This is a genomic window from Bifidobacterium sp. B4111, from assembly GCF_026537235.1.
Classification (GTDB): domain Bacteria; phylum Actinomycetota; class Actinomycetes; order Actinomycetales; family Bifidobacteriaceae; genus Bombiscardovia.
On the sequence record NZ_JAFNMO010000001.1, the window covers coordinates 1 to 23397 of the forward strand.

Annotated in this window: 23 protein-coding genes; 17 read left to right on the forward strand and 6 right to left on the reverse strand. The window is 63.7% G+C overall.

The features are described from left to right. The 5 genes from J3T93_RS00005 to J3T93_RS00025 form a co-directional block, all read left to right on the forward strand. On the forward strand, positions 1 to 935 hold a 935-nt coding region (locus tag J3T93_RS00005), incomplete at its 5' end, for a hypothetical protein (protein ID WP_267430076.1). 14 nt (positions 936 to 949) lie between these two features. Further along, a complete protein-coding gene (locus J3T93_RS00010; RefSeq protein ID WP_267430077.1) occupies positions 950 to 1264 on the forward strand; it encodes a hypothetical protein in 315 nt (104 codons plus the stop codon). A gap of 69 nt (positions 1265 to 1333) precedes the next feature. Next, positions 1334 to 2578 carry a GH25 family lysozyme gene (locus J3T93_RS00015; RefSeq protein ID WP_267430078.1) on the forward strand — a complete coding sequence of 415 codons (1245 nt, stop codon included), beginning with the start codon at positions 1334 to 1336 and terminating at the stop codon, positions 2576 to 2578. A 13-nt stretch (positions 2579 to 2591) separates the two neighbouring features. Further along, complete coding sequence (locus tag J3T93_RS00020) at positions 2592 to 2831, forward strand: phage holin (protein WP_267430079.1); 240 nt, start codon at positions 2592 to 2594, stop codon at positions 2829 to 2831. A gap of 74 nt (positions 2832 to 2905) precedes the next feature. Beyond that, the gene (locus J3T93_RS00025; protein WP_267430080.1) at positions 2906 to 3247 is read left to right on the forward strand and encodes a hypothetical protein; all 342 of its coding nucleotides are present in this window, start codon (positions 2906 to 2908) and stop codon (positions 3245 to 3247) included. A gap of 113 nt (positions 3248 to 3360) precedes the next feature. On the opposite strand, the gene J3T93_RS00030 is transcribed toward J3T93_RS00025, so the two are convergent. The 4 genes from J3T93_RS00030 to J3T93_RS00045 are packed head-to-tail and all read right to left on the reverse strand — an operon-like array spanning position 3361 to position 5690. Beyond that, a complete protein-coding gene (locus J3T93_RS00030) occupies positions 3361 to 4224 on the reverse strand; it encodes a tyrosine-type recombinase/integrase (RefSeq protein WP_267430081.1) in 864 nt (287 codons plus the stop codon). Next, positions 4212 to 5060 carry a hypothetical protein gene (locus J3T93_RS00035; protein WP_267430082.1) on the reverse strand — a complete coding sequence of 283 codons (849 nt, stop codon included), beginning with the start codon at positions 5058 to 5060 and terminating at the stop codon, positions 4212 to 4214. The genes J3T93_RS00030 and J3T93_RS00035 overlap by 13 nt, the downstream gene beginning before the upstream one ends. Next, positions 5053 to 5388: a helix-turn-helix domain-containing protein gene (locus tag J3T93_RS00040; protein WP_267430083.1), complete on the reverse strand. Its 336-nt coding sequence runs from the start codon at positions 5386 to 5388 to the stop codon at positions 5053 to 5055. The genes J3T93_RS00035 and J3T93_RS00040 overlap by 8 nt, the downstream gene beginning before the upstream one ends. After that, positions 5385 to 5690 (reverse strand): hypothetical protein, encoded by a 306-nt coding sequence (locus tag J3T93_RS00045; protein ID WP_267430084.1) that lies wholly within the window; start codon positions 5688 to 5690, stop codon positions 5385 to 5387. The genes J3T93_RS00040 and J3T93_RS00045 overlap by 4 nt, the downstream gene beginning before the upstream one ends. 159 nt (positions 5691 to 5849) lie before the next feature. Here J3T93_RS00045 and J3T93_RS00050 point away from each other — a divergent pair, with 159 nt between their 5' ends. Then, complete coding sequence (locus J3T93_RS00050; RefSeq protein WP_267430085.1) at positions 5850 to 6116, forward strand: hypothetical protein; 267 nt, start codon at positions 5850 to 5852, stop codon at positions 6114 to 6116. A 3-nt stretch (positions 6117 to 6119) separates the two neighbouring features. On the opposite strand, the gene J3T93_RS00055 is transcribed toward J3T93_RS00050, so the two are convergent. Next, positions 6120 to 7418 carry a tyrosine-type recombinase/integrase gene (locus tag J3T93_RS00055; protein WP_267430086.1) on the reverse strand — a complete coding sequence of 433 codons (1299 nt, stop codon included), beginning with the start codon at positions 7416 to 7418 and terminating at the stop codon, positions 6120 to 6122. Positions 7419 to 7907: 489 nt separating this feature from the next. On the opposite strand from J3T93_RS00055, the gene spxB reads away from it, so the two are divergent. The 7 genes from spxB to J3T93_RS00090 all read left to right on the forward strand — a co-directional run bounded on the left by spxB (position 7908) and on the right by J3T93_RS00090 (position 17398). Then, positions 7908 to 9662: a pyruvate oxidase gene (spxB, locus tag J3T93_RS00060; RefSeq protein WP_267430087.1), complete on the forward strand. Its 1755-nt coding sequence runs from the start codon at positions 7908 to 7910 to the stop codon at positions 9660 to 9662. Positions 9663 to 9765: 103 nt separating this feature from the next. Beyond that, entirely contained in the window at positions 9766 to 10155 is a 390-nt protein-coding gene (locus tag J3T93_RS00065) for a Rid family detoxifying hydrolase (RefSeq protein WP_267430088.1), read from the forward strand. Between the two features lie 43 nt (positions 10156 to 10198). Next, positions 10199 to 11956, forward strand: a complete 1758-nt coding sequence (gene argS / locus J3T93_RS00070) for an arginine--tRNA ligase (protein WP_267430089.1) — start codon at positions 10199 to 10201, stop codon at positions 11954 to 11956. Between the two features lie 27 nt (positions 11957 to 11983). After that, the gene (locus J3T93_RS00075) at positions 11984 to 13555 is read left to right on the forward strand and encodes a diaminopimelate decarboxylase family protein (RefSeq protein WP_267430090.1); all 1572 of its coding nucleotides are present in this window, start codon (positions 11984 to 11986) and stop codon (positions 13553 to 13555) included. A gap of 111 nt (positions 13556 to 13666) precedes the next feature. Continuing rightward, positions 13667 to 15007 carry a homoserine dehydrogenase gene (locus J3T93_RS00080; RefSeq protein WP_267430091.1) on the forward strand — a complete coding sequence of 447 codons (1341 nt, stop codon included), beginning with the start codon at positions 13667 to 13669 and terminating at the stop codon, positions 15005 to 15007. Next, positions 15007 to 16059 (forward strand): homoserine kinase, encoded by a 1053-nt coding sequence (gene thrB, locus J3T93_RS00085; RefSeq protein ID WP_267430092.1) that lies wholly within the window; start codon positions 15007 to 15009, stop codon positions 16057 to 16059. The genes J3T93_RS00080 and thrB overlap by 1 nt, the downstream gene beginning before the upstream one ends. Next, the gene (locus J3T93_RS00090; RefSeq protein WP_267430093.1) at positions 16049 to 17398 is read left to right on the forward strand and encodes a Maf family nucleotide pyrophosphatase; all 1350 of its coding nucleotides are present in this window, start codon (positions 16049 to 16051) and stop codon (positions 17396 to 17398) included. The genes thrB and J3T93_RS00090 overlap by 11 nt, the downstream gene beginning before the upstream one ends. 22 nt (positions 17399 to 17420) lie before the next feature. Here the strand turns inward: J3T93_RS00090 and J3T93_RS00095 are convergent, their stop codons facing one another. Then, a complete protein-coding gene (locus tag J3T93_RS00095) occupies positions 17421 to 18365 on the reverse strand; it encodes an AEC family transporter (protein ID WP_220237465.1) in 945 nt (314 codons plus the stop codon). A gap of 144 nt (positions 18366 to 18509) precedes the next feature. Here J3T93_RS00095 and dapE point away from each other — a divergent pair, with 144 nt between their 5' ends. The 4 genes from dapE to rpmA all read left to right on the forward strand — a co-directional run bounded on the left by dapE (position 18510) and on the right by rpmA (position 23369). Continuing rightward, on the forward strand, positions 18510 to 19739 hold the full coding sequence (gene dapE / locus J3T93_RS00100; RefSeq protein ID WP_267430094.1) for a succinyl-diaminopimelate desuccinylase: 1230 nt from the start codon (positions 18510 to 18512) through the stop codon (positions 19737 to 19739). A 236-nt stretch (positions 19740 to 19975) separates the two neighbouring features. Continuing rightward, positions 19976 to 22621, forward strand: a complete 2646-nt coding sequence (locus J3T93_RS00105) for an Rne/Rng family ribonuclease (RefSeq protein WP_416378805.1) — start codon at positions 19976 to 19978, stop codon at positions 22619 to 22621. A gap of 155 nt (positions 22622 to 22776) precedes the next feature. Next, positions 22777 to 23085 (forward strand): 50S ribosomal protein L21, encoded by a 309-nt coding sequence (rplU, locus tag J3T93_RS00110; RefSeq protein WP_024626855.1) that lies wholly within the window; start codon positions 22777 to 22779, stop codon positions 23083 to 23085. Between the two features lie 32 nt (positions 23086 to 23117). Further along, complete coding sequence (gene rpmA, locus J3T93_RS00115; RefSeq protein ID WP_015022457.1) at positions 23118 to 23369, forward strand: 50S ribosomal protein L27; 252 nt, start codon at positions 23118 to 23120, stop codon at positions 23367 to 23369. Positions 23370 to 23397: the final 28 nt, after the last annotated feature.

Sequence of the window (23397 nt, forward strand, 5' to 3'; positions counted from 1 at the left end):
AAGTCAAGGCGGACGAGATCGACGTGGGCACGCTGGCCGCCGCCATCGTCAAGTCGGGCAGCTTCGCCACCTCGGACGGGCTGGTGGGCTTCGATTCGTCGGGCTTCTGGGCCAAGGACCGGCAGGGCCGGTACCTGTTCCGCGCGTCCCAGGACGGCGTGCAGACGGTGGGCGGGGTGCAGACCGCGTCCAGCGGGGACAGGATCCAGCTGAGCCAGACAACCATTCAAGGAACGAATGTAGGCGGCTTACAAGGAATTGGCGATGATCCCAATCACCCTTATTGGCTGATATGGGGCGAACATGAAAAGTCTGGCAATACAATAAAATCAAAATTGTTTGTGGGAACAAGTCCACAACAACCTGAATTTACCGCAACAATTAGTGATACAACAAATACAGCTTCTGTGATCGCAAAAACTGTAGGCATTACTGGTGACGACGTGCATCTGGGCGGCAGCCATGGCCTGCATCTGGATGCCGGGTCGATATGGGCCCGGGGGGTCAGGCTTCCTGTCAGCCTCCACGCCTGGGGCGGCTACGCCGACCATGCCGGCGCTTGGGAGATATCCTTCAGGTCGGCCCAGACGCGCTACGGCGACCAGCCGGCCGTCATCGCGCCGGCCTTGCAGGCGGCAGGCTTGCGCATACCCGTGTCAGGGTACTGGCTGGTCTACGGGTCGATCAACATCGGCGGGTCGGGCACCCCGACCGTCAGCCTGGGCGTGTACGACCAGGCCAGCAAGTCCATCACCTCCTACGGCGAGGGCTATATCGCTGATTTCAGCACCAGCGCCAACACCTGGCTTAGCCAGGCCATGCCGCCCACCCTGCAATGGCTGGACGCTGGCGATGTGATCATGTGGCGGACAAGCGCCGGAGTCAACATCGGCGGCGGGGCGAACAGCCTGTGCGCCGACCTGATGCCCTTCTGATAGGAGGCTGCCGAGTGTCTGACCTGCTGATGGCCCTGGTGGAGGCGGTGATCCCCATGCTCCTGACCGCGATCGGCGGGGCCTGCGGCTGGCTGTTGAAAAGCCATCGCAGGGAGGAGGCGCGCGACCAGGCCATGGAGGCGGGCCTGCGCACGCTCCTGCGGGCCGAGCTGCTGGAGATCCACGCCAAGTACGTGCCGCTCGGGCGTATCCCTGTGGCGGTCATGGATGAGGCCGAGCGCGTCTACCTCGCCTACCACCGGCTGGGCGGTAATGGGACGGGGACCAAATTGTACGAGGAGCTGAAGACCCTGCCCGCCGTGGACTGACTAGCCCGTCAACTGCCTTTGCCACCCATCCGGGTGGCTTTTTTCATGCCTACACAAAGGAGGATATGCATGCGTTTATCTCATGCCCGCCATGCGCGGGCCAAGCCCCGGTACGCTCGTATTGGCATCGGGGTGCTGGCCGCCTTGGCCATGCTCACGCCTGGAGTCGCCTACGCGGACGCGGGTTTCGACAACGCGTCCTGGCAGGGCTGCTACAACGCGCAGGCCGCCAGGGCCTCGGGAGCCTCATTCTCGATCACCAAGATCACCGAGGGGACCGGATACGTCAACCCGGCAGCCGACTGCCAGCTTCAGGCCAACCGCGCCGCGGGCCTGCGCATCGGTGCCTACGGGTACGCGCGCCCCGAGTACGGCAACAGCCCGGAGGCCGAGGCAGACTTCTTCAACGCCCAGGCGAACGCTCGTGGCCTGGTGCACGCGGGGGTGATCCCCTTCCTGGACTGGGAGCCGCCAGCATCCCAGCGGGGCAACACGGCGTGGGCGAAGCGGTGGCTTGACCGGGTGTCCGCCTACTGGGGCACCAAGCCGATCATCTACATGCAGGCCTCCAACATCACGGCAGGCGACTGGAGGGCAGTGGCGGAAGCCGACTACGGGCTGTGGGTGGCCGGCTATCCGCGAGGCTACCAAGGGGAGCGGCTGCGCGACCCGGGAGCCCCGCCCTACTCGGTGGCCCCCTGGCCTTTCGCCGCCGCCTGGCAGTACTCCTCTTCGGGGCACGTGCCCGGCGTGGGCAATGCAGTGGACGTCAACTGGTTCTACGGTGACGCGGCGACCTGGGCCAAGTATGCGAACGCCCCGGTCGGCACCCAGCCCAACCCGGTCACCCCGTCGCCCACACCCGCTCAGGGTGCTCCTGTCGGTGACGCCAACACCATCGCCACTGCGGTCATCCGCGGCGACTACGGCAACGACCCGCAAAGGCATGCCCTCCTGGGCAACCGGTATGCGGAGGTCATGGCCGTGGTCAACGAACGGCTGCGAGGCGGCTCGGGCGGCGGCACGGGCTCCGGCGTGTACGTGGTGCGCCCCGGCGACTGCATGAGCGCCGTTTTCGGCGGCTCCTGGCCCACCGTGGCACAACTCAACGGCATCCGGCCACCGTACACGATCTACCCCGGCCAGCGCCTCGCCACCGGGGGAGGCCATGGCGGCGGCCGGTCCGTGACCGTGCGCCGGGGTGACACGCTCTCCGGCATCGCAGCCCGACTCGGCATACCACAAGGCCAGATCCACGGCTACCGGTCCGGCAACCCGGGCCTCATCTACCCGGGCGAAACCCTCAACTATTAAGGAGGTGAAAATCATGACCGATACGAATCCAGCGGGCCAGGATCACGGCTACCTGCTGCCCGACAAGGTGTACCAGACGCTCAAATGGGCCGCCCTGGTGCTCCTGCCCGCACTGGCCGTCTTCGCCAACACGGTCGGCCCGACTCTGGGCCTGCCCCATGTGGACGCGATCGTGACCACGCTCAACGCGCTCGGGCTGCTCATAGCAGCCTGCATCGGCGTCAGCCAAGCCAAGGCAACCACAGGCAAGTAACCCACTATCATTTCGCCCCTGTTCCGGGAGACCGGAACGGGGGCGATTTTTGTATTTAGGGCTATGCTTATGTTATGGACAATCAATATAAGCCGTTTGACGAAGAGCTCATCCGCGATGTGAGGAAATGGTGGCCTCTGCTGACTTCTGAAGAGCAACAGACCATCAAGGGAATATACCCGGTAGGCCGAGAATTTAAAGATACTGAAACGCTCCCGGTCGGATTGGCTGAGAAAATAGAGCGATACCGGCGGTCAGCGAGTTTCGGGACGATTATAATGGAAGAACCTGGGCAGACCGGCCCTGTTGAGCCGTCTCATCCATTTATGCCTGACCTCTTTGAAGTTGAGGTGGAAGAGCTGCACAAAATATGGAAAGAAGAAGAGAATAAAACTACGCCTCAAAAGCGAGGTTGATTTGCTCCCCCTTGAGGGGAACAGGCCATCCTTGCTGTGCACTATCCTCTTTGCATTATTCCACGTCGTCCCCCGCCCTGCCTCTCAATGAAGCCCACTCGGCTGGGCCTTCCTTATGCGAGGTATTGGCTGAGCGTGTTGGTGGCTTTGCCTTGGACTGCGCGGTGGGTCATGTCGTAGTAGTCGAGCATCTGCTTGTGCGCCCATCCGCCTGCGGCCATGATGTCCTGGTCGGGCACGCCGGCCTCCCTGGACAGGGTGGCGAAGGTGCGGCGCAGGCTGTGCGGGGTGATCCGGTTGAGCCCGAGGGGCCCGGTGAGCGCGTCGAAGATGCTCATCATGCACCTGTGTGTGAGGCGGTCTCCTTTTCTGCCCAGGAAGATCGGGCCGGAGCGTCGGCGGCCGATAAGCCGGTCCAGGGCGTGTGCGGTGCGCGGGCTGATGGCGACGTTCTGCTCCCAGCCGCCTTTGCGATGCAGGTGGAGGATGGGCGGATCCCCGTGCTTGTAGTCCTCGATGTCCAATCCCAGCGCCTCGCTGATGCGCAGGCCGTTGAGCAGGAGGAGGCAGATGAGCGCGCCGAGTCTGGGATCCTGGTCCTGCTCGGCCGCGTCCAGGAGGGTGCTGGCCTGGTCCCGGTCCAGCCAGGTGCCTTCCGAGTGGGTGCGTCTGCGCGGACGGCGCACGAGCGGGGCGGGGTCCCTGTCGATCAGGCCGCGATGGTAGGCGTCGGTGTACAGTCTGCTGACTATGCCCATGGCCCCGTACTGGGTGTCGACGGAGTACCCCATCGTCTCGCGCAGCCAGCGTCCGTACAGCTCGATGTGCTCGTGGCCCACCTTCCACGGGTCTATCAGGTTTTCATGGCACCAGCGCAGCCAGTCGGCCAGATGGGACCGGCAGTATTTGCGCGTGTTGGGTGCCAGGCCGGCCACATGCAGGGCGATCAGCTCGTCCATGCTCATCATCGACGCCATATGCGCACGGTTTCCTTCCTGATGAGGGGCTTGTCGGCCGGCCCTTTCACATAGGGCGGGATCCACTGGCGGCGGCGCTTCGCGTGGTCTTTGCCGTAGGGCTGTTCACGCCAGAATCCGCGCACGATCCACCGGTGCGTGTACTCGCGGGTCTTCTCGCCAGGCTCGGCCGCCTGTCCTGGACGGTGGAGGTTCTCCCGCAGGATCAGCATCTTCACCTTGGGGATCTCCTCGCGCGCGTACCGGGCGGGCACCCGGTCCAGCGGGGTGACCTTCGGCGTACGGCTCTCGCTGATCGTGGGCTGCCCGCTCAGAGCCCACACGGCAGTCAGGATGTCGGCAAGCAGATCCAGTCGCACGCCATCCGGGAGCGTCACGCGGCCGAGTGGGAGCCGCGGGTCGCACACGTCGATGAAGGCCTGCTCCCTGGTGAAGATCTCGGTGTCGACTCTCCAGGGCTTGCCGGCGGAGGGATCCGTGCTTCTGAAGACGGTCCATGCGAGCGCGTCAACCGTGCAGGTGACCCCGTCCGGGAAGCAGTCCAAGGGAGGGCAGGGAAGCCCGTCCTGGAAGACAATGAAGCCTTTGTCGCTGGGAGGTTCCACTTCGGGGAGGTCTCCGGCCTGGGCTGTGTCCGTGGCCAGGGTCGTCATGTCCCGGCTCACCCACCACACCGGTGAGGTGCGCAGCATGTCGCCCGCGTCCCATGACCGGGCCAGCATCCTGTCGACGGCCGTGATTGTTATCCCGTGGCTGCTCTCCCATGCCGCAAGCCGGTCCCTGATGTAGGGCAGCCATATGGGAGTCAGTTTTGGAGTGCGTTTCCTTCTACTCATCGTCGTCCTCGTACACGATGCGCGCCCCGGTCTGGCAGGCCACCTGCTTGGCCACCATCCGGTGCCAGGCCGGCGGCATGACCTGCGGCCCGTTCTCATCCAGGCGCGGCACCGGCAGCGGGTCCCGCCCGGCCGCCACGCCCTCGTCGATCGCGGTCTTGGTGAAGACCTCCAGATCATGCAGGGCGGACTGCACCGAGTCGGGGATGGGGACCCGCCCGTTCTCCCAGCGCTGCACGCTCTGTCGGCGCACCCGCATATGGGTGGCGAGCCACTTCACCGTCAGGTGAAGCGACTCGCGTGTGCTCTTAAACTCCGCTGGAGTCATGATTCCTTGGTCTTGTCGTTGCGCTGAAGGATGCCATCGACGTCCACATCCCTGGCCGCCTGCGCGACGGCCTCGCGGTCGATGTCGGCCCCGGCCTCGCAGGTGGCGATGCCGCTGGCGGTCACATCCACACCCAGGGGGGTGACGGCCTTGTTGAGCTCGTCCACGTAGTCGGCCACCGCCTGGTCGATATCGAAGTCATCCGCGAAGTCGCCGGCCGCCGTGGCGATGATGTACCGGAAGTCAGGAGCCGTCTTGTCGATGATGGAAGCGAAGCTGTCGGTGTATGTAGTGCTGGTCATGATCTTTAGCCTTTCTGCTAAGCGGGAAGCCCTTGCTTCCTGCTGACATCTATAAATGTAGCACAGCGTGGGCACAGTGCAACTCATGCTATTTTCGGGCGTGTCGCAACTGCGCGATGCCTACAGCGGACACCAGAAAAGCCCGCTATCATGCCCCATATGCCCTATATCCCCGATGACATCAGCCAGATACCCGACAACCACCCCTCGTACATCCCCGCGCCGGAGGACCGCCGCGAGCGCCTCACCATCCTCCTGCACAAGCGGCTCGACCAGGTCATCGACCAGGAGCAGCAGCCAGGCCTAAGCAGGCAGGAGAGGGAGAGGCTCGCAGGACTCCACCAGCAGATCCGCGCCGACATGGCCGCCATCAGGTACGGAGCCACCGAGAAGACAGTCAGAGACCTGGAGCGAGAATACAAGTAGGGCCTACTCGCCGCTCCACCCGATCTGCTCCAGGCCCAGGCTCTCGTCCAGCGTCTCCATGGCTTTCAGACGCTCGGCATCATCCGCATGACGATAGTGCTCCACCATCGCGTCTGAGGAGTGGCCGACTATCTCGCGGATGAGCTGGAAGTCCACGCCTTGGGATGCCAGGAGCGTGACCACGCTGTGCCGCGTCTCATGGCCGGTATGCTCGGCGGGGTTGATGCCGGCAAGACGCATGAGGGCGCGGAATGCGGCCATGTCTTCCTTGGAGCCGATAGGTGACCCATCTGGGTGGCAGAAGATGAGATCGTATGGGCTTGGACGTGTGGCTGTGGCTTTACGGTATCGGCTCATGACCTCTTGGAGCGGGGGCACGATGGGCACGCCTCTGCCGGTCTGGCTTTTCGGTCTGGTGAGCGCGTAGGAGCCTGACAGGTGACGCATGTCATACCCGTCCGGGATGCGCCATCGGGCCTGCGGGCACAATCCTCCCTTGTGTTTCCCGCAGGGATACTCACCGTCGATGGGGTCTCCGCAGCCGTGGTCCCTAGGGACAGTCTGGAGTTTCCACGACACCGTATATATATTGGTACGCCGATTATAGTCCGCCCAGGTGGCTCCTAGTATCTCGCCTTGCCTCATGCCGGTGAGGAGCCTCCACCACCAGATCGCACCCTCGGTGACGCCCATATGCGATGCTGCGTCCAGCATGGCTTTGATCTCTGGCACGCTGAAGGCCCCGCGCTTGTCCACTGCGTCCTTGTTGGTGGGCGGCTTGACGGCGATGACGGGGTTGCTTGGGATAAGACGATCGGCCACCGCACTCTGCATGATCTGGTTCAGGCAGGTGCGTATCTGCTTCTTCAGACTGACCCCCGCAGGCCCTTTGACCTCGCCCTTCTGCGTATAGGCACTGGCGTTGTTGAGGATGTCGTGGATGGTGCTGGGCACGACCGATGACAGCTGCAGGTAGGCATAGTCCTTAAGATGTCGGGTGATTACGGTCTGATATTCGGCGTAGGTCTTGGGGTCCACCTCATGGTGGCGCTGGTCAAGCCACTTGGCTGCATACTCTCCCAGCCTGATACGCGAGTCGGTCGGTGCACCGTGCTGCTGTATCTCCTTGAGAAGGGCATTGAGCTTGGTCTGGCATACCCTGTATGTGGTGGCGGTGACGGTCTTGCTTTTGGGCTTGCCGCTTGGGTAGTAGCCGATGGGGACTACTGCTCTGTATCTTGTCTGTCCATGCCTGTCTTTGTATGCGCGTGCCCGGTATCTGCCTGTGGAGCTTCGTCCCATCCTCGTATCCTGCCTGTGTACGGTATGTGTACGGTATCCAATCGTACACTGACTGGGTACCGATTGGATACTGATTCTTCTAAAATGGCGTTATTCCAACGTTTCTGAACCTGAGATTGGCTTGCTTCCGCCCATGAAAAACAGTCTACCATCTAACTCCGGAACAGAAGGTCGAGGGTTCGAATCCCTTCGAGCCCACCAGGATGAAACCCCTGCAACGAGTAAGAGTGCGGGGTTTTTCTTTATATGACCCCCGTCTGTCATTGTGCCCGGGATCATGAGCATGGCACCTACTGAATGAAATGAGCGCACGCTATGCGTCGCGAATATGTGCGGTGAATCACTAAGCTTTTGAGGAACATGGCCCTTGGCCCGCTTGCTTCCACGATTTCAGGTGCCATAGTGAAAGGGTAAGACCAAACGTTGGGGAGGACCGACGCTTCCGCATTGTGGCGGAGCCTCCTTTCCCGGTGAAGCAAAGGAGTTCGCATGGCCAATCGAATCAATGCAGGGGATGCTGTTCTTCACGTCCTGGAGCAGTGGGGGGTGCCGCGGATCTATGGCCTGCCCGGCGGTTCCTTCGACTCCATGATGAATGCCATCCACAACGAGCGCGAGCACATCGACTTTATCCAGGTCCGTCATGAGGAGGCCGGAGCCCTGGCCGCTGCCGGCGAAGCCAAGCTGACTGGCCGGATTGGCGTCTGCTTCGGCTCGTCTGGCCCAGGGGCTGTCCACCTGCTCAACGGCCTCTATGATGCCCGTGAGGACGGCGTGCCGGTGCTGGCCCTGGTGGGCGAGGTGCCCCAGGCCTTTATGAACATGGACTTCTTCCAGGCCATGGATGAGGTGCCTATCTTTACCGATGTGGCCGTATTCGCTCGGGCCGCCACCAACGCTCAGGGGCTGCCTGCCCTAGTAGACGAGGCCATCCGCCGCGCCTACGCCAGCCACGGGGTCTCCGTGGTCATCATTCCCAAGGATCTGGCTTGGGCCGAGATTGACGACCGCCCGGTGGCATCTGCGTCTAACTTCCGCGAGCCGGAGCCTCTGAAGCCCGCGGCCGACCAGGTCGGCAAGGCGGTGGAGACCATTCAGTCCGCCAAGGCTCCGTTGCTCTACTTTGGTCAAGGCGCTGCCGGGGCCCGCGATGAGTTGGTCGCCATGTCCGAGCGTTTCAAGATGCCCATGGTCTCCACCTTCCCGGGCAAGGGGATTGTGGAGGACACCTATCCTGCCTATCTGCAGTCGGCCGGCCGTGTGGCCACCAAGACCGCCACGGAGGCCATCTACACTTCTGATCTGACGGTCTGGGTGGGTTCGGACAACCCCTTCGGGTCCATGTTCGTCACTCCCAGCACCAAGGTCATCCAGATCGACCTGAACCCGGTCAAGCTGGGCAAGCGCTTCCAGGCCAACGTAGTCTTGGCCATCCAAGCCGATGCCCGCGAGGCCCTCAAGGCAATAACCGCCGCTGGCCAGGACCAAGAGGAGTCCGTATTTTACAGGGCCTGCCTGCGCAGCAAGGAGAACTGGGACCAGTGGCTGGCCTCCTTTAACGAAGACACCCGCACACCCCTGCGGCCCGAGCCTGTTTACCACGTCATCGATCAGCAGCTTGAGGACAATGACATTGTCATCCCTGACGTGGGCAATGTGGACATTGACTTCCTGCGTCTGCTGCATCTGAAGCCGACCAACCGCTGGACCGTCTCCGGCAAGCATGCCACCATGGGCTACGCCGTGCCGGCTGCCTTGGCTGCCAAGCTGGAGCATCCGGAATCGACCGTCTACTCCCTGAGCGGCGACGGCGGATTCGCCATGCTCGGCGAGGAGGTGTTGGCCCAGGTCAAATACAATGCCCCGGTCATCAACGTGGTCTTCTCCAACCGTTCTCTGGGCTACATCGAGGCCGAGCAGCGCGACGACAGCCACCAGCCCCTGAGCGGAGTGGATCTGCCCGACACTGACTGGGCCAAGGTCGGTGAGGGCATGGGCGCTTTGGGCTTTACAGTGCGCACGGTGGCCGATGCCCGCCACGCCTTCTCCGAGGCTCGCAAGGCCGACAGATCTTCGGTCATTGACGTCAAGCTGACAGGAGCCAGCCCTTTGGATACCCGCTACATGCGGTTCCCGGAGACCTGCTCGGATCCGGACCAGGTCGAGCAATTCGTCAAGACCTACGAGGCCGGCGATCTGCGCTCCCTGGCCTACTGGATGGGTCAGGAGGCTCGCAAGGGCTGAGACTGGTGCCGCTTCTGCCGGGCGGGGACTCCTATAGTGGACGGTGTCCGCCCGGGGCTTCGGCCCGGCATGGGTGCGGCGGACCTGAAGAAAGGACGGACTCATGGAAGACGGACCGGAAAAGATCGGCACGCCCTATGCGCCCCGGGCCTTGGGGGCTTACAGCCAGGCTGTGAAGGCCGGGGGCTTTGTCTTTGTCTCCGGACAGCTGGGCATCGACCCGGACACCGGCGAGCTGGTGGAGGGCACTGCGGCTGACCAAGCCACCCAGGCCCTGAAGAACGTCAAGAACATCCTGGATGCAGCCGGCACCGGCATGGAGAAGGTGGTCAAGGCCACCATTCTTATGCGGCGGGTGGAGGATTTCACCCAGGTGGACCAGGCCTACTCCCAGGTTTTCATCGGCTCGGTGCGGCCGGCCCGCGTGGCCTTTGGCGGTGCGGACATCCCTAAAGGGGCCCTGGTCGAGATCGAGGTCGTGGCTCTGGCCTGAGACAGGCCGGCTACTGGTCTCCGATGTCGCTAGACTTGGGGTCATGAGTCCTGAAGCACTTGCCCGTATCATCTCTTCGACCGCCGTCCAGATGGCCCAGTCAGGCCGCCTGGGAAGCCTGGAGCCCGACATGGTTCCTGACGCCGACCATCTGGCGATCATGCGCCCCAAGGACCGTTCCCACGGGGACTGGTCCACCAACATCGCCATGCAGCTGGCCAAGAAGGCTGGCATGAGGCCTGCCGAACTGGGTCAGGCTCTGGCTGAGGCACTGCGAGAGGCCGAGGGGATCGCCCAGGTGGATGTGGCCGGCCCCGGCTTCATCAACATAACCCTGGATTCGGCTTCGGCGGCCGCTGTGGTCGATGCAGTCCTGGAGGCGGGCCCAGCCTATGGGAGCAACGATCACCTGAACGGGCGCACGCTCAATCTGGAATTCGTCTCGGCCAACCCCACGGGTCCCATCCATATCGGCGGCACACGGTGGGCGGCTGTGGGCGACTCCATGGCCCGTGTCCTGGAGGCCAATGGAGCCAAGGTGGTCAGGGAGTACTACTTCAACGACCATGGCACGCAGATCGACCGCTTCTCCCGTTCGCTGGTGGCGGCGGCCCACGGCGAACCTGTGCCTGCTGACGGCTACAAGGGTTCGTATATTGACGAGATTGCCTCTCGAGTGGTCAAGGAAGCTGCCGACGAAGGGCAGGACATCCTGGCCATGCCCAGAGTGCGCGACGAGGACGGTGCCGAGGGTGACAGCCCCCAGCGCGAGGCCTTCCGCACCCGGGCTGTGCCCATGATGTTCGCCGAAATCCAGCAGTCCATGCGCGACTTCCGGGTCAATTTCGATGTCTGGTTTCATGAGAACAGCCTGTATGAGTCCGGCCAGGTGGACCGGGCCATTGACGAGCTGCGGGCCAAGGGCGACATTTTCGAGAAGGACGGGGCCACCTGGTTCCGCTCCACTACCTACGGCGACGACAAGGACCGGGTGATCATCAAGTCCGACGGCCACGCAGCCTATGTGGCGGCCGACATCGCATACTACCTGGACAAGCGGCGCAGGGCCAAGGATCCCTGCGATGAAGCCATTTACATGCTGGGTGCCGACCATCACGGCTACATCGGCAGGATGATGGCCATCTGCGCGGCCTTCGGTGATACTCCAGGCGTGAACATGCAGATCTTGATCGGCCAGATGGTCAACGTCATCAAGGATGGTCAGACCGTGCGCATGAGCAAGCGGGCAGGCAACGTGGTCACCATCGACGACCTGGTGGATGCCGTGGGCGTGGATGCTGCCCGGTATTCCCTGGCCCGCACCGACTACAACCAGAGCGTGGACATCGACTTGGACCTGCTGGCCTCGCACACCAACGACAACCCCGTTTACTACGTGCAGTACGCGCACGCCCGCTCCAGGAATGTGGATCGGAACGCAGCCCAGGCGGGCATCGACCGGTCCGGGGCCGATCTGTCGCTGCTGGACACTGCCGCCGACAATGATGTCCTGGGTGTCCTGGCCCTTTATCCCAATGTGGTTCAGACTGCCGGCGATCAGAAGGCGCCCCATCGGGTGGCCCACTACCTGGAGCAGCTGGCTGGGGTCTATCACCGTTGGTACAACCTGGAGCGTGTGGTGCCCATGGAGCCTACTGGCAGCGCGGATTTGGATAAGGATGAGGACAGGAACCCGCAGCCAGCTCGTGCGGCGGCGCGTCTGCGGCTCAATGACGCCGTGCAGCAGGTCATCGCCAATGGTCTGGGTCTGCTGGGCGTCCAGGCCCCGGACCGTATGTAAACCCTCAAGGTCACTGGAAGGTCGTCGATGGAAACAGGGATGTGCGGGCTGGGGCCCGAAGGTTTCTGGCCCGGAGCTCTGAAGCGGGACAGCCAGGGCATGCTGACCATACACGGGTGCTCCATGGGTGATCTGTCCAAGCTCTACGGCACTCCCATCTATCTGATGGATACCGCGATGATGACGGAACGGGCCTCGGCCTTCCGCCAGGCGGTTCTGCGCGACCTGGGTGGTGCGACCACCAGGGTCAGCTACGCCGGCAAGGCCTTCCTCAGCAAGGAGACCGTGCGGATCATGCTGCGCCAGGGGCTGGATATCGACACCTGCTCCCTGGGCGAGATGCTGATCGCTCGTGCTGCCGGCGCACCTGGCCGCCGCCTGGTCCTGCACGGCAACAACAAGTCCGATCAAGAGATCGACCTGGCTGTAAGGGAGGGCTACAGGGCCATCGTCATCGATGCGCCTGACGAGCCTGCCCGGATTGCCGCTGCTGCAAGGGCCCATGGGCGTCGCGCCAAGGTCATGCTCCGGGTGACTGTGGGCGTGCATGCCGGCGGTCACGAATATATTTCCACTGCCCACGAGGATCAGAAGTTCGGCATCCCCTTGTTGCCCCAGGGAACCGACGTAGGTCTGCTGGACCTTGGGCCTGAGCCTGGTTCCTCCGAACGGGCTGGGGCAGCGATTTCGGCGGCCACGAAAGGGAACGGCTCCTCGGCTCCTGGCGATTCCGTGCTCTCGCCCTCCTCTTCAGCCCTGTATTCGGTTGCCGACGGGACTGCTGGACCGTCTGATCCCGCCCGGATCAAGGCCATGTCCGTCCTGGCTGACGGACCGGCCATCGCGATGCTCAAGGAGATTCGCTCCCACGAGCGGGAACTGGAACTGGTGGGCATCCATACTCATATCGGGTCCCAGATCCATGATTCCTCGGCCTTCATCGAGGCCGCCCGGCGCATGATGCTGCTGCGGCACACCTTCTGGGCCACCGACGGATACCTGATGCCCGAGGTGGATCTGGGGGGAGGCTTCTCCGTGCCCTACACTCCGGATGAGGATCGAATGGATCTGGACCAGACCCTGACCAGTCTGGGAGCCGACATGGTCGCCATCAACCGTCGTCTGGGCATGCCCATGCCAGTCATTGCCTTCGAGCCCGGCCGCTGGATTGTGGCACCCTGCGGCATGAGCCTGTACCGGGTGGGCACCGTCAAGCCCGTCCCCCTGTCTGACGGAAGCGTGCGCACCTACGTTTCAGTTGACGGAGGCATGAGCGACAACATCCGTCCGGCCCTCTACGGTGCCGAATACACCGCTGTCCTGGCCAACAGGCATGGAAGCGGGGACCGGATCCAGGTCCGTGTGGTGGGCAAGCACTGTGAATCGGGGGACATCCTGGTGCAGGATGTGCCTCTGCCGGCGGACATCCGCCGGGGTGACCTGCTCCTGGTGCCGGTGACCGGCGCCTACGGGCGAACCATGGCCAGCAACTACAACCAGGCCCTGATCCCTCCTGTGGTGGGCCTGGACCAGTCCGGCGCCCATCTGATGTTGCGGCGGCAAACCATGGATGACTTGCTGTCCTTGGACCAAGGATGAATCCCGCTTCGGATGAAAGCGGCCGTTGGTGTGGATACGGGTGTCGGATTGGCTTTCTAAGATGGAGCAACACACGGTGACCGGCCCCGTTGGGGCGGATGGAGGATCCATATGCCCAAGAATGCGCAACAGCAGGAGGCCCTCAGGCCTATCCGCATAGCACTTCTAGGGGCAGGGACCGTAGGTTCCCAGACCGCTCGCCTCCTGGTGGAGCAGAGCCAGGACCTGGCCAGCCGAGTGGGTCGTCCCCTGGAGTTGGTGGGTATCGCTGTCCTCAATCCTGACAAGGTCAAGGCTGATTGGATTGATCCGTCCCTGCTGACCACAGACTCAGCGGACTTGGTCACCCGGGCGGACATCGTCATCGAGCTGATCGGCGGCATGGAGCCGGCCCGCACCCTGCTGCTCAAGGCCATCGAGTCTGGCGCCAGCGTGGTCACCGCCAACAAGGCCCTGCTTGCCCAGCACGGCCCTGAGCTCTACCAGGCTGCCGAGAAGCGGGGCGTCGACATCTACTTCGAGGCGGCCGTGGGCGGGGCCATCCCCATTGTGCGGCCCTTGCGCGAGTCCTTGGTGGGCGACGTCATCACCAGCCTGGTGGGCATCGTCAACGGGACCACCAACTACATTCTGGATGAGATGACCACCAAGGGTCTTCAATTCGATCAGGCCTTGCGCGATGCCCAGGACAAGGGCTTTGCTGAGGCGGACCCCACTGCCGATGTGGACGGGCTGGATGCAGCCGCCAAGGCTGCCATCATGGCCACGCTGGCCTTCCACACCGATGTGCGCCTGGATGATGTTCCCGTGGAGGGTATCCGCGCCATCACCGCTGACGATATCGCGGCCGCACGGACCGAGCACCGGGTCATCAAGCTTCTGGCCGTGGCCGAACGCAGCAAACAGGGCATCTCCGCCCGGGTCTACCCGGCGTTGATCCCCGACAGCCACCCTCTGGCCTCGGTCCATGGCAGTTTCAACGCGGTCTTCGTCACCGCCAAGGCCGCTGACGACCTCATGTTCTATGGTCGGGGTGCCGGCGGAGCGCCCACGGCATCAGCGGTTGTGGGGGACGTAGTCACCGAGGCTCGCCACATATTCCAGCATGGCATGGGCCCGCGGGTTCCCATGTACGCGAATATCCCCATGGCTCCGTTGAATTCATCCCGTGCCGCCTTCGCCGTCCGTTTTCTGATTCACGACAAACCCGGCGTGCTGGCGGCCATCGCCCAGGTCTTTTCCGAGGCGGGCATCTCCATCAATGGAGTCAACCAGGACATCAAGCCCACCCTGCATGACCCGGGCTACAGCGGCGAAATTCAGCAACTGCGCGTGGTCACGCACCTGTGCGACGAGGTGACTCTGCGGCGGGTGGTCGAACGGATCTCCGCCTTTGACTCGGTCACCGGGCAGGCGTCCATCCTGCGCGTCTTCGATCGGCAGGCCCAATGATGACCGCAGCCGTTGAGGGCCCGTCTACTGTTCGGGTGCGTGTGCCAGCCACCAGCGCCAACTTGGGCTCAGGTTTCGATGCGGTCGGCCTGGCGCTGGACTACCATGACGAGATCGTCTTCACCCGTTCCGTGGACACGGGCGACACCACCGCCTATGTGGTCATCAAGGGGGAGGGGGAGCGGACCCTGCCCCGAGATGAGACCCATTTGGTCGTCTCCGCTTTCAGGCGGGCCTGCCAGGTCTTCGGGCTGCCAAGGTTCGGCTTCATCATGCGCGCCGTCAACCGGATTCCCCAGGCCAGGGGTTTGGGATCCAGCGCCGAGGCCATCGTGGCCGGGATCGCTGCGGCTGCGGCCTTCGCCCATGCCGGTTCCCTGCGCCGTGATGCCGTCTTTGCGCTGGCTGCCCAGATCGAGGGGCATCCCGACAACGTGGCGCCAGCTGTCTACGGGGGGCTGACCGTCTCCTATGATCTGGCCACGGGCGAGGGGGTGGGTTCCCTGCCCATCGCCGGGGGTGCGCCCTTGGAGGGCGGCTACCACACCCTGCGCTACAAGGTGGCCCCAGCCGTCAAAGCCACGGTTTTTGTTCCCGGTGCCCATCTGTCTACACAGAAGGCCCGACAGGCCCTGCCCAACCAGGTGCCCTATGCGGATGCCGTTCACAACCTGTCACGGGCTGCCCTGATTCCCGGCGCTCTGAACCCTGGGTCACTGGATGACTTGGGAACTGACGCAGCCCAACAGGCCGCAAAGGCCAATGCGCTGCTCTTCGTAGCCACCCAGGACCGGCTCCATCAGCCATACCGGGCCGGGCTCATGCCCTCCTCAACCAAGCTACTGCAGCTCCTGCGTCGTCAGGGTTATGCGGCGGCGGTCTCTGGAGCCGGGCCCTGCATTATCGTCCTGCATTACGGGGATGCTGACAATGAGCTGCGGACCCTTGCCAAGGACTATTTGGATTCCGGCCGTTGGCGGATCCTATCTTTGGACGTTGATCGCAAGGGGGTCCAGGTGGAACGGGATCAGGAAGGCAATCGTGAACGTTGAAGACAGGCATATCCCGCTCATCCTGGCCTCATCCTCTCCCTCCAGGCATCGGCTCCTGATCCAGGCGGGCATTGACCCCATCATCCGACCCTCAAAGGTGGATGAGCCGGCTGTGCTGGCGAAACGGGCTCGTAAACTGGGTTGTCGCCCGGATGACCTGGATGTGCGCGAACGGGTCAGCGTCTTGGCTGAGGCCAAGGCTTCGGCTGTCCAAGGCACCATGGATGCCGTCAAGGATGCCGAGAGGCGCTCGCGGGGCGATCTGGTCACGTTCAGGCCTCTGGGACAGAATGATCCGGATGCATCCTCCAAGGATCCCATGGGCCGGGTCATCGGGTCCTGGGGCGGGATGTTCGGCGCCGGACGCGGACCTCTCCTGTTGGGTTGTGACTCGCTTTTCAGCATGGACGGCGCCGTCATGGGCAAGCCTCACCAGCCGGAGCGTGCTCTAAAGCGGCTGATGGCCATGCGTGGCCGAACCGGCACCCTGGTCACCGGCCACTGTCTGATTGATCTGGCCACCGGCCGACGGGCCCGAGCGGTCAGCAGCGCTCAAGTGACCTTCGGAGACTATGACCGGGCATCCATGCAGGCCTATACAGCCACCGGCGAGCCCCTTGAGGTGGCCGGATCCTTCACCCTGGAAGGATTGGGCAGCGCTTTCATCCAAGGCATCCAGGGCGATCCCAGCGGGGTAATGGGATTGAGCATGCCCACTCTGCGCGCCCTGGCCCAAGAGCTGGGTGTCTCCTGGCCTGACCTGTGGGCCCGATGGGTCCTGCCCAAGCGGCAGGGGGCAGACGGATCGATGCGTGGTCCTGAAGGCCTGGTCGCCCCCGTGGAAAACGTCCATCAGCCTGGCGATGGATGGGTGAACTGCGCCTGCGGCAAGCGGCACTGGGGGCTCAACGGGGCTGCCGGAGTCTTGCTGGCCCGGCTCGATGCCCGCACGGGTGCGCCGGTCAGCGTGCTTCTGCAGCACCGGGCCCGCTGGAGCGCCGAGGGAGGCACCTGGGGTGTGCCTGGCGGTGCCATCTCCGACGGGGAGAATCCCCTGGAGGGCGGCCTGCGCGAGAGCTATGAGGAGGCCAACATCCGCCCGGAGGACATTCAGGTTGTGGGCTCCTACCTGGAGGACCACGGCCCCTGGGGCTACACGACCATCCTGGCTTTCGAGCGTCCCGGCCACCAGGTAGAGCCTCGCATGAATGACGATGAGAGCATTGCCCTGGAATGGGTGGATCTGGACAAGGTCGCCGGCCTGCCCCTTCTGAAGGCCTTCGGACGGGACTGGCCGCACTTCCGGCAACACTTGGAGACCCTGGCGGCCGAAGGCTGAGCAGAAGGCCTGGTCCGGCGTGTCAGCTCAGGAGCAGTGCAACCAAGGCGATGACCACGGGCGAGCTAATCGTGCTCAGCAGGATGCCGTCCCTGGCGAAGGTGGTTCCCACCTCGTAGCGGGCCGCGTAGTTGTAGACGTTCTGGCCTGTAGGCAGGGCCGCAAGAACCACACACCCGTACAGTTCCGCTCCGCTGAAGCCCATCATGAACCGGGCCAGCAGGTAGGCGATTATGGGCATGACCAGATTCTTCAGGATCACCGCGCAGAGGGTGGCACGACGGTCGGCGCCCCGGCCCATGGGCCGTGAACCCCGCAGTGACATGCCAAAGGCCATGAGGATCATGGGCACGGCCGACTGTCCGATCATGTCGATGGGCTTGTAGACGAAGTCGGGGATGATGAAACGACCGGCTTGGGCGCTGATGGCCGAGACCACTATGCCGCCTATGGAGCCGATGAGGATGGGCTGCTTCAGGGGCTGCTTGAGTATGGTTTTGACCGAGAGCTTGCCAGAGGTGGTCGCGTCCAGGACGGTCAGCCCGATTGGGGTGAACAGGGCTTGCTGCATGACTAGGATGGGTGCCACCAGTGAGGGATTGCCCAGAATATAGGTGGCTACGGGCAGCCCGATGTTGTTGGAGTTCAAATAGAGGGAGTCCAGGGCGCCGATGGTGGCTTCTGCAGCTGGCAGGTGGAAGCTGGCTGCGTTCAGGGCCACGAAGAGCAGTCCCACAGCCGCCGCCGACAGGAAAGCCACGATGATGCTGGGGTGGAAGATTATCGACAGCTTCTGCTTGGAGAGGATGGCGAACATCAGGCAGGGCGTTGACACAAAGAATGAGTATTTGTTGAGCACCAACTGGGCCGTGGGACCGCCAACATCGAAGCGGGCGGCCACATAACCCACGGCTATGACCACACCGATGATGAAGAACCCCTCCATGGCACTGAGCAGTCCAGGCACTCCGGCATCCTCCTCGTCTCGCATGGTGGACGGCGGCCTCCCAGGCGGAGGGCCACCGCTTCCGTCGTCCCCATTGTGCCACCCGGGCATCATGCTTGCGGCTGTAGGTCCATCCGCGCTCCTTCGGCCCGCTAGCATGGCACTATGGCCAAGAACGTACAGACGGATATTGATCTTCTCTCCGGCGTCCGAGGGGCCGAACCTGCCCAGGCCCTGGCAAGAATACTGGAGTCCATGACCGCCCTGCCCTCGGTCAGCGGTCAGGAGGGCCCCCTGGCCGATGCCGTCCAAAGGGCCCTGTCCTCACGGGCTGATCTCTTGGTCCGGCGGCTGGGCGACACGGTGGTGGCCTCCACACAGCTGGGTCGTCCCCACCGGATCGTCCTTGCCGGGCATCTGGACACCGTGCCCGTGGATGGGAACCTGCCCCCGCGCTGGCTGGAGCCCGGCGCTCCGGACATCCGCGCTGACCTGGCCGCCGCCCACCCCGGTTCCCGGGTGCTGTACGGCCGGGGCACCGCCGACATGAAGGCCTCGGATGCCGTCTTCCTCCACCTTGCGCTCACTCTGCAGGAGCCGGTCTATGACCTGACCTTCGTCTTCTACGACCATGAGGAGGTTCAGGCCGATCTGAACGGGCTGGGCCGGGTGGTGGCTGCCCATCCTGACTGGGTACGCGGGGATTTCGCCATCATCGGCGAGCCCACCGACTGCGCCATCGAGGCTGGCTGCAACGGAACCATGCGTTTCGATCTGATCACCCACGGCACGACGGCCCACTCCGCCCGGGCCTGGATGGGCAGCAATGCCATCCACGCTGCCGCGCCCATTCTGGACCGGCTGGAGCAGTACCATCCGGCCACGGTGAAGGTGGATGGCCTGGACTATCGGGAGGGGCTCAACGCCACCATGATCGAGGGCGGCCTGGGCACCAACGTCATCCCCGACCGCTGTCGGGTGCATGTCAATTACCGGTTCGCCCCCGACAAGAGCCTGGCCCAGGCCAAGGAGCTGATGATGGGTCAGCGGACGGGCGCTGAGCTGGGCAATGGTGAACACATGGCTCTGGGCGGAGTTTTCCAGGGATTTTCGGTGCGCATGTGCGACGAATCGCCCGCGGCCCGTCCTGGTCTGGACTCGCCTTGGGCGCGTTCGCTGGCGGACCTGGTCGCCCGAACCACAGGTCAGCAGCCTCGCGCCAAGCTGGGATGGACCGATGTGGCGCGGTTTTCAGCCCTTGGCCTACCAGCCGTCAATTTGGGGGCGGGGGATCCCCTGCTGGCCCACAAGGCCGACGAACAGGTGCCCCTGGATGACCTGGTTCGGCTGGAAGCCATACTGGTCGAATGGCTCAATGGACCTGGTAGCCGCTGATCTGTGACATACTAGAGGACGGTGGTTCTGCCTGACCACTTGCAGCGTAGGCGTTGATCCCCCCGGACGGAGACCCAGTGATCCGTGTGGGCGTCGGTGTCCGCCTGCGTCAGGAAGACTTTTTGCCAAGGCGTTTCGATCGGGCGCACGCAGGTGCGCGGCTGCAGTGAGAGTGCAGCGTGAGGACGGATCGGAACCGTGAGAGCGGCGCGAGGCGGCGTGCCGCAAGGAGCATTGTGCCCGAAAAAACGAATACTGAGGATACCCAGGATAATAGGTCCGCTATCAGGGATGGACAGGAAAGGCAGGTCGACCAGACCGCTGGTTCCGGCACCCGTCGCCGCGCTGGACGGCGTGTGGTCAGAGTGGCCGGTGCTGCTGGTGCCGACGTGCCTGTGAAGGTCGAGGCTGAGAAGCGCAAGGCCTCCCGCAAGGCCAAGGAGGAAGACGACGAGTCCAAGCCCTCTGCCACCCGTCGCCGTCGCGCCCGCAAGCCCAAGGAGGATCAGGCGGCCGATCAGGACGTCCAGGTGGATGAGAGTGAGACCAAGCCGACCAGGACGACCACTCGTCGTCGCACCCGAACTGCTGCCCGCCGACGCACCGAGGTGCATACCCAGGAGGGCGAGGCTGATCAGGAGCGTCAGGAGCGTGCCATTGAGGCTGTGGAGGCACTGACCTCGGGCCGTAGTCAGAGGTCAGGTCGGAAGGCCGAAGAGCAGGATGAACGCCCGCGCGCCTCCCGCCCCCGTCCTATGACATCCCTGCTCTTCCAGGAGCCCGTCATCCCCGCCACCCGGCCTGAGCACGATGAGCGCGACAAGCGGGATGATGAGGACGAGGATGCCGAGCAATCGCCCAAGGTCTCTCGCCGGAGCAGGTCCAGGAACACTTCTGAGGGCGGTTCGCGCCGTTCCCGCAGGCTCAACGCTGAGGAGCGTAGGGCCGCCGACGAGGTGGAGCGCATCGAGGAGGATCTGGACCACGAGGGCATCACCTTCGTGAACGACGAGGACCAGGAGCAGGACGAGGATCAGCAGGAGTCCGGCACCCGCACCCGTCGTCGCCGCCGTGCCAAGAGCGATGAGGAGGACTCCGAGAAATCCGTTTTGACTCGCCGCCGCCGTCGCGGGCACGAGCAGGAGAAGGACAAGGATGACGAGGACGAGGCCCCGCTGACCCGTCGCCGTCGCCGGCGCAGGGGTTCCAAGTCTGCCGAGGGCGAGTCAGAGGAGCCCAGCGCCCGCCGTTCCCGCAAGCAGCAATATATCGACGAAATCACCGATGTGGAGGGCTCCACCCGCCTGGAGGCCAAAAAGCAGCGTCGGCGGGACAACCGCCGCGAGCGCTCACGTCAGTCCCAGCTGGTCGAGCAGGACTTCCTGGCCCGCCGCGAAAACGTCAACCGTCTGATGGTGGTGCGCGAGAAGGAGCACCATACCCAGATCTCGGTCATTGAGGACGACATCCTGGTCGAGCATTACGTCTCCGACATCCAGGAGGTCTCCACTGTCGGCAATATCTACCTGGGCCGGGTCCAGAACGTCCTGCCCAGCATGGAGGCCGCTTTCGTGGACATCGGCCAGGCCCGCAACGGTGTGCTCTATGCCGGCGAGGTCAACTGGGATTCCACCCGTCTGGAGGGCCAGCCCCGCCGGATTGAGCTGGCTTTCAAGTCCGGCGATCCTGTGCTTGTCCAGGTCACCAAGGATCCCATCGGCCACAAGGGTGCCCGCCTGACCTCGCAGGTCACGCTGGCCGGCCGTTTCCTGGTCCTGGTGCCCTCGGGCGGCATGACCGGCGTCAGCCGCAAGTTGCCCGACCGCGAGCGTTCCCGCCTTAAGAGCATCGTCTCTAGGGTGGCTCCCAAGGATATGGGCGTCATCATCCGCACCGCGGCCGAGGGGGCCAGCGAGGAGGCCCTGACCAAGGATCTGGAGAACCTGCAGCGTCAGTGGAGCAAGATCGAGGACAAGCGCAAGGAGTTCCTGCACGGTAAGCGCCCCAAGCTCCTGCAGGGCGAGCCGGACGTGGCCATCCGCGTGGTTCGCGATATCTTCAACGACGACTTCGCCAAGCTGGTGGTCCAGGGCCAGAGGGTCTATGAGCGGGTCCGTAACTACCTGGAGACCATGGCCCCCGACCTGGAGGAGAAACTTGAGCACTGGGACCCGGCCGAGCACCAGGGCAAGGATGTCTTCGACCGCTGGAGCATCGACAGTCAGCTGCGCAAGGGCATGGAACGTCAGGTCTATCTGCCCTCCGGCGGCTCCCTGGTCATCGACCGTACCGAGGCCATGACCACCATCGATGTGAACACGGGCCGCTTCATCGGCAAGGGCAAGTCCCTGGAGGAGACGGTGACCCGCTGCAACCTGGAGGCTTCCGAGGAGATCGCCCGGCAGCTGCGCCTGCGCGACATCGGCGGCATGATCATGATCGACTATGTGGATATGGTCATGCCGGCCAACCGTGACTTGGTTCTGCGCCGCCTGGTGGAGTGCCTGGCCCGGGACCGCACCAAGCATCAGGTGGCCGAGGTCACCTCCCTGGGTCTGGTCCAGATGACGCGCAAGCGGGTGGGCCAGGGTCTGGTCGAAGCCTTCTCCGAGGAGTGCCCCACCTGCCATGGCCGAGGCTTCATCCTCCACGACAAGCCGACCATCTCCGCCTCCTATGCCGATCCATACGCGGTCAAGGGCGGCGACCCCTTCGTCAAGACCAACAAGCATGGGCATGGCTCCTCTTCCAAGGAGACCTTGTCCACAGGCTCGACACCTGCAGTCAAGGCCAAGCTGGCCAGGATCGCTGCGGCGGCCCAGGCGGCATCGGACGAGGACGATGCCCAGGCTGGGGCGGCGGATGTCGCCAAGGAGTCATAGACTGAATTCCGTTTTGTCGGCGGGGCAGGCGCATTTGACGACGCGGTGTGTTTGCTTCTATACTGGTTAGCTGGTGTTTGGACGGGTCCGTCAATCTTATGGCAGGGCTCGGATGCCGGACGCATACAGCTTTGGACAACAGGCAAGGTAGGGCTATGTACGCGATTGTGAAGGCCGGAGGCCATCAGGAGAAGGTCGAGGTCGGTGACCAGATCACGGTCAACCGTCTGGCTGCCAGGAAGGGCGAGTCGGTCGAGTTTCCGGTCGCGCTGGTCGTCGATGGATCCAAGGTGACCATGGCCGCCAAGGATCTGGCCAAGATCTCCGTCAAGGGCGAGGTCGTGGATGATGAGGCCAAGGGCCCCAAGATCAACATCCAGAAGTTCAAGAACAAGACCGGTGTGGCGCGCCGCAAGGGCCACCGCCAGAAGCAGACCGTGGTCAAGATCACGGCCATCGCCTGAGGGCCTAGCCCGAGGTAGGAAAGGAACCAGACATGGCACATAAGAAGGGCGCGTCCAGCTCACGCAACGGGCGCGATTCGAATGCACAGTACCTGGGCGTCAAGAAGTTCGGTGGCGAGGCCGTAGTGGCCGGCAACATCATCGTTCGCCAGCGTGGCACCAAGTTCCATCCCGGCCAGAACGTCGGCCTGGGCAAGGACCACACCCTTTTCGCCCTGACGGACGGAACCGTTCGGTTCGCCAACCGGCGTGACCGCAAGGTTGTTGACGTGCTTACCGCCTGATTGATCGGTATCGGCCAAGGGCCATCCC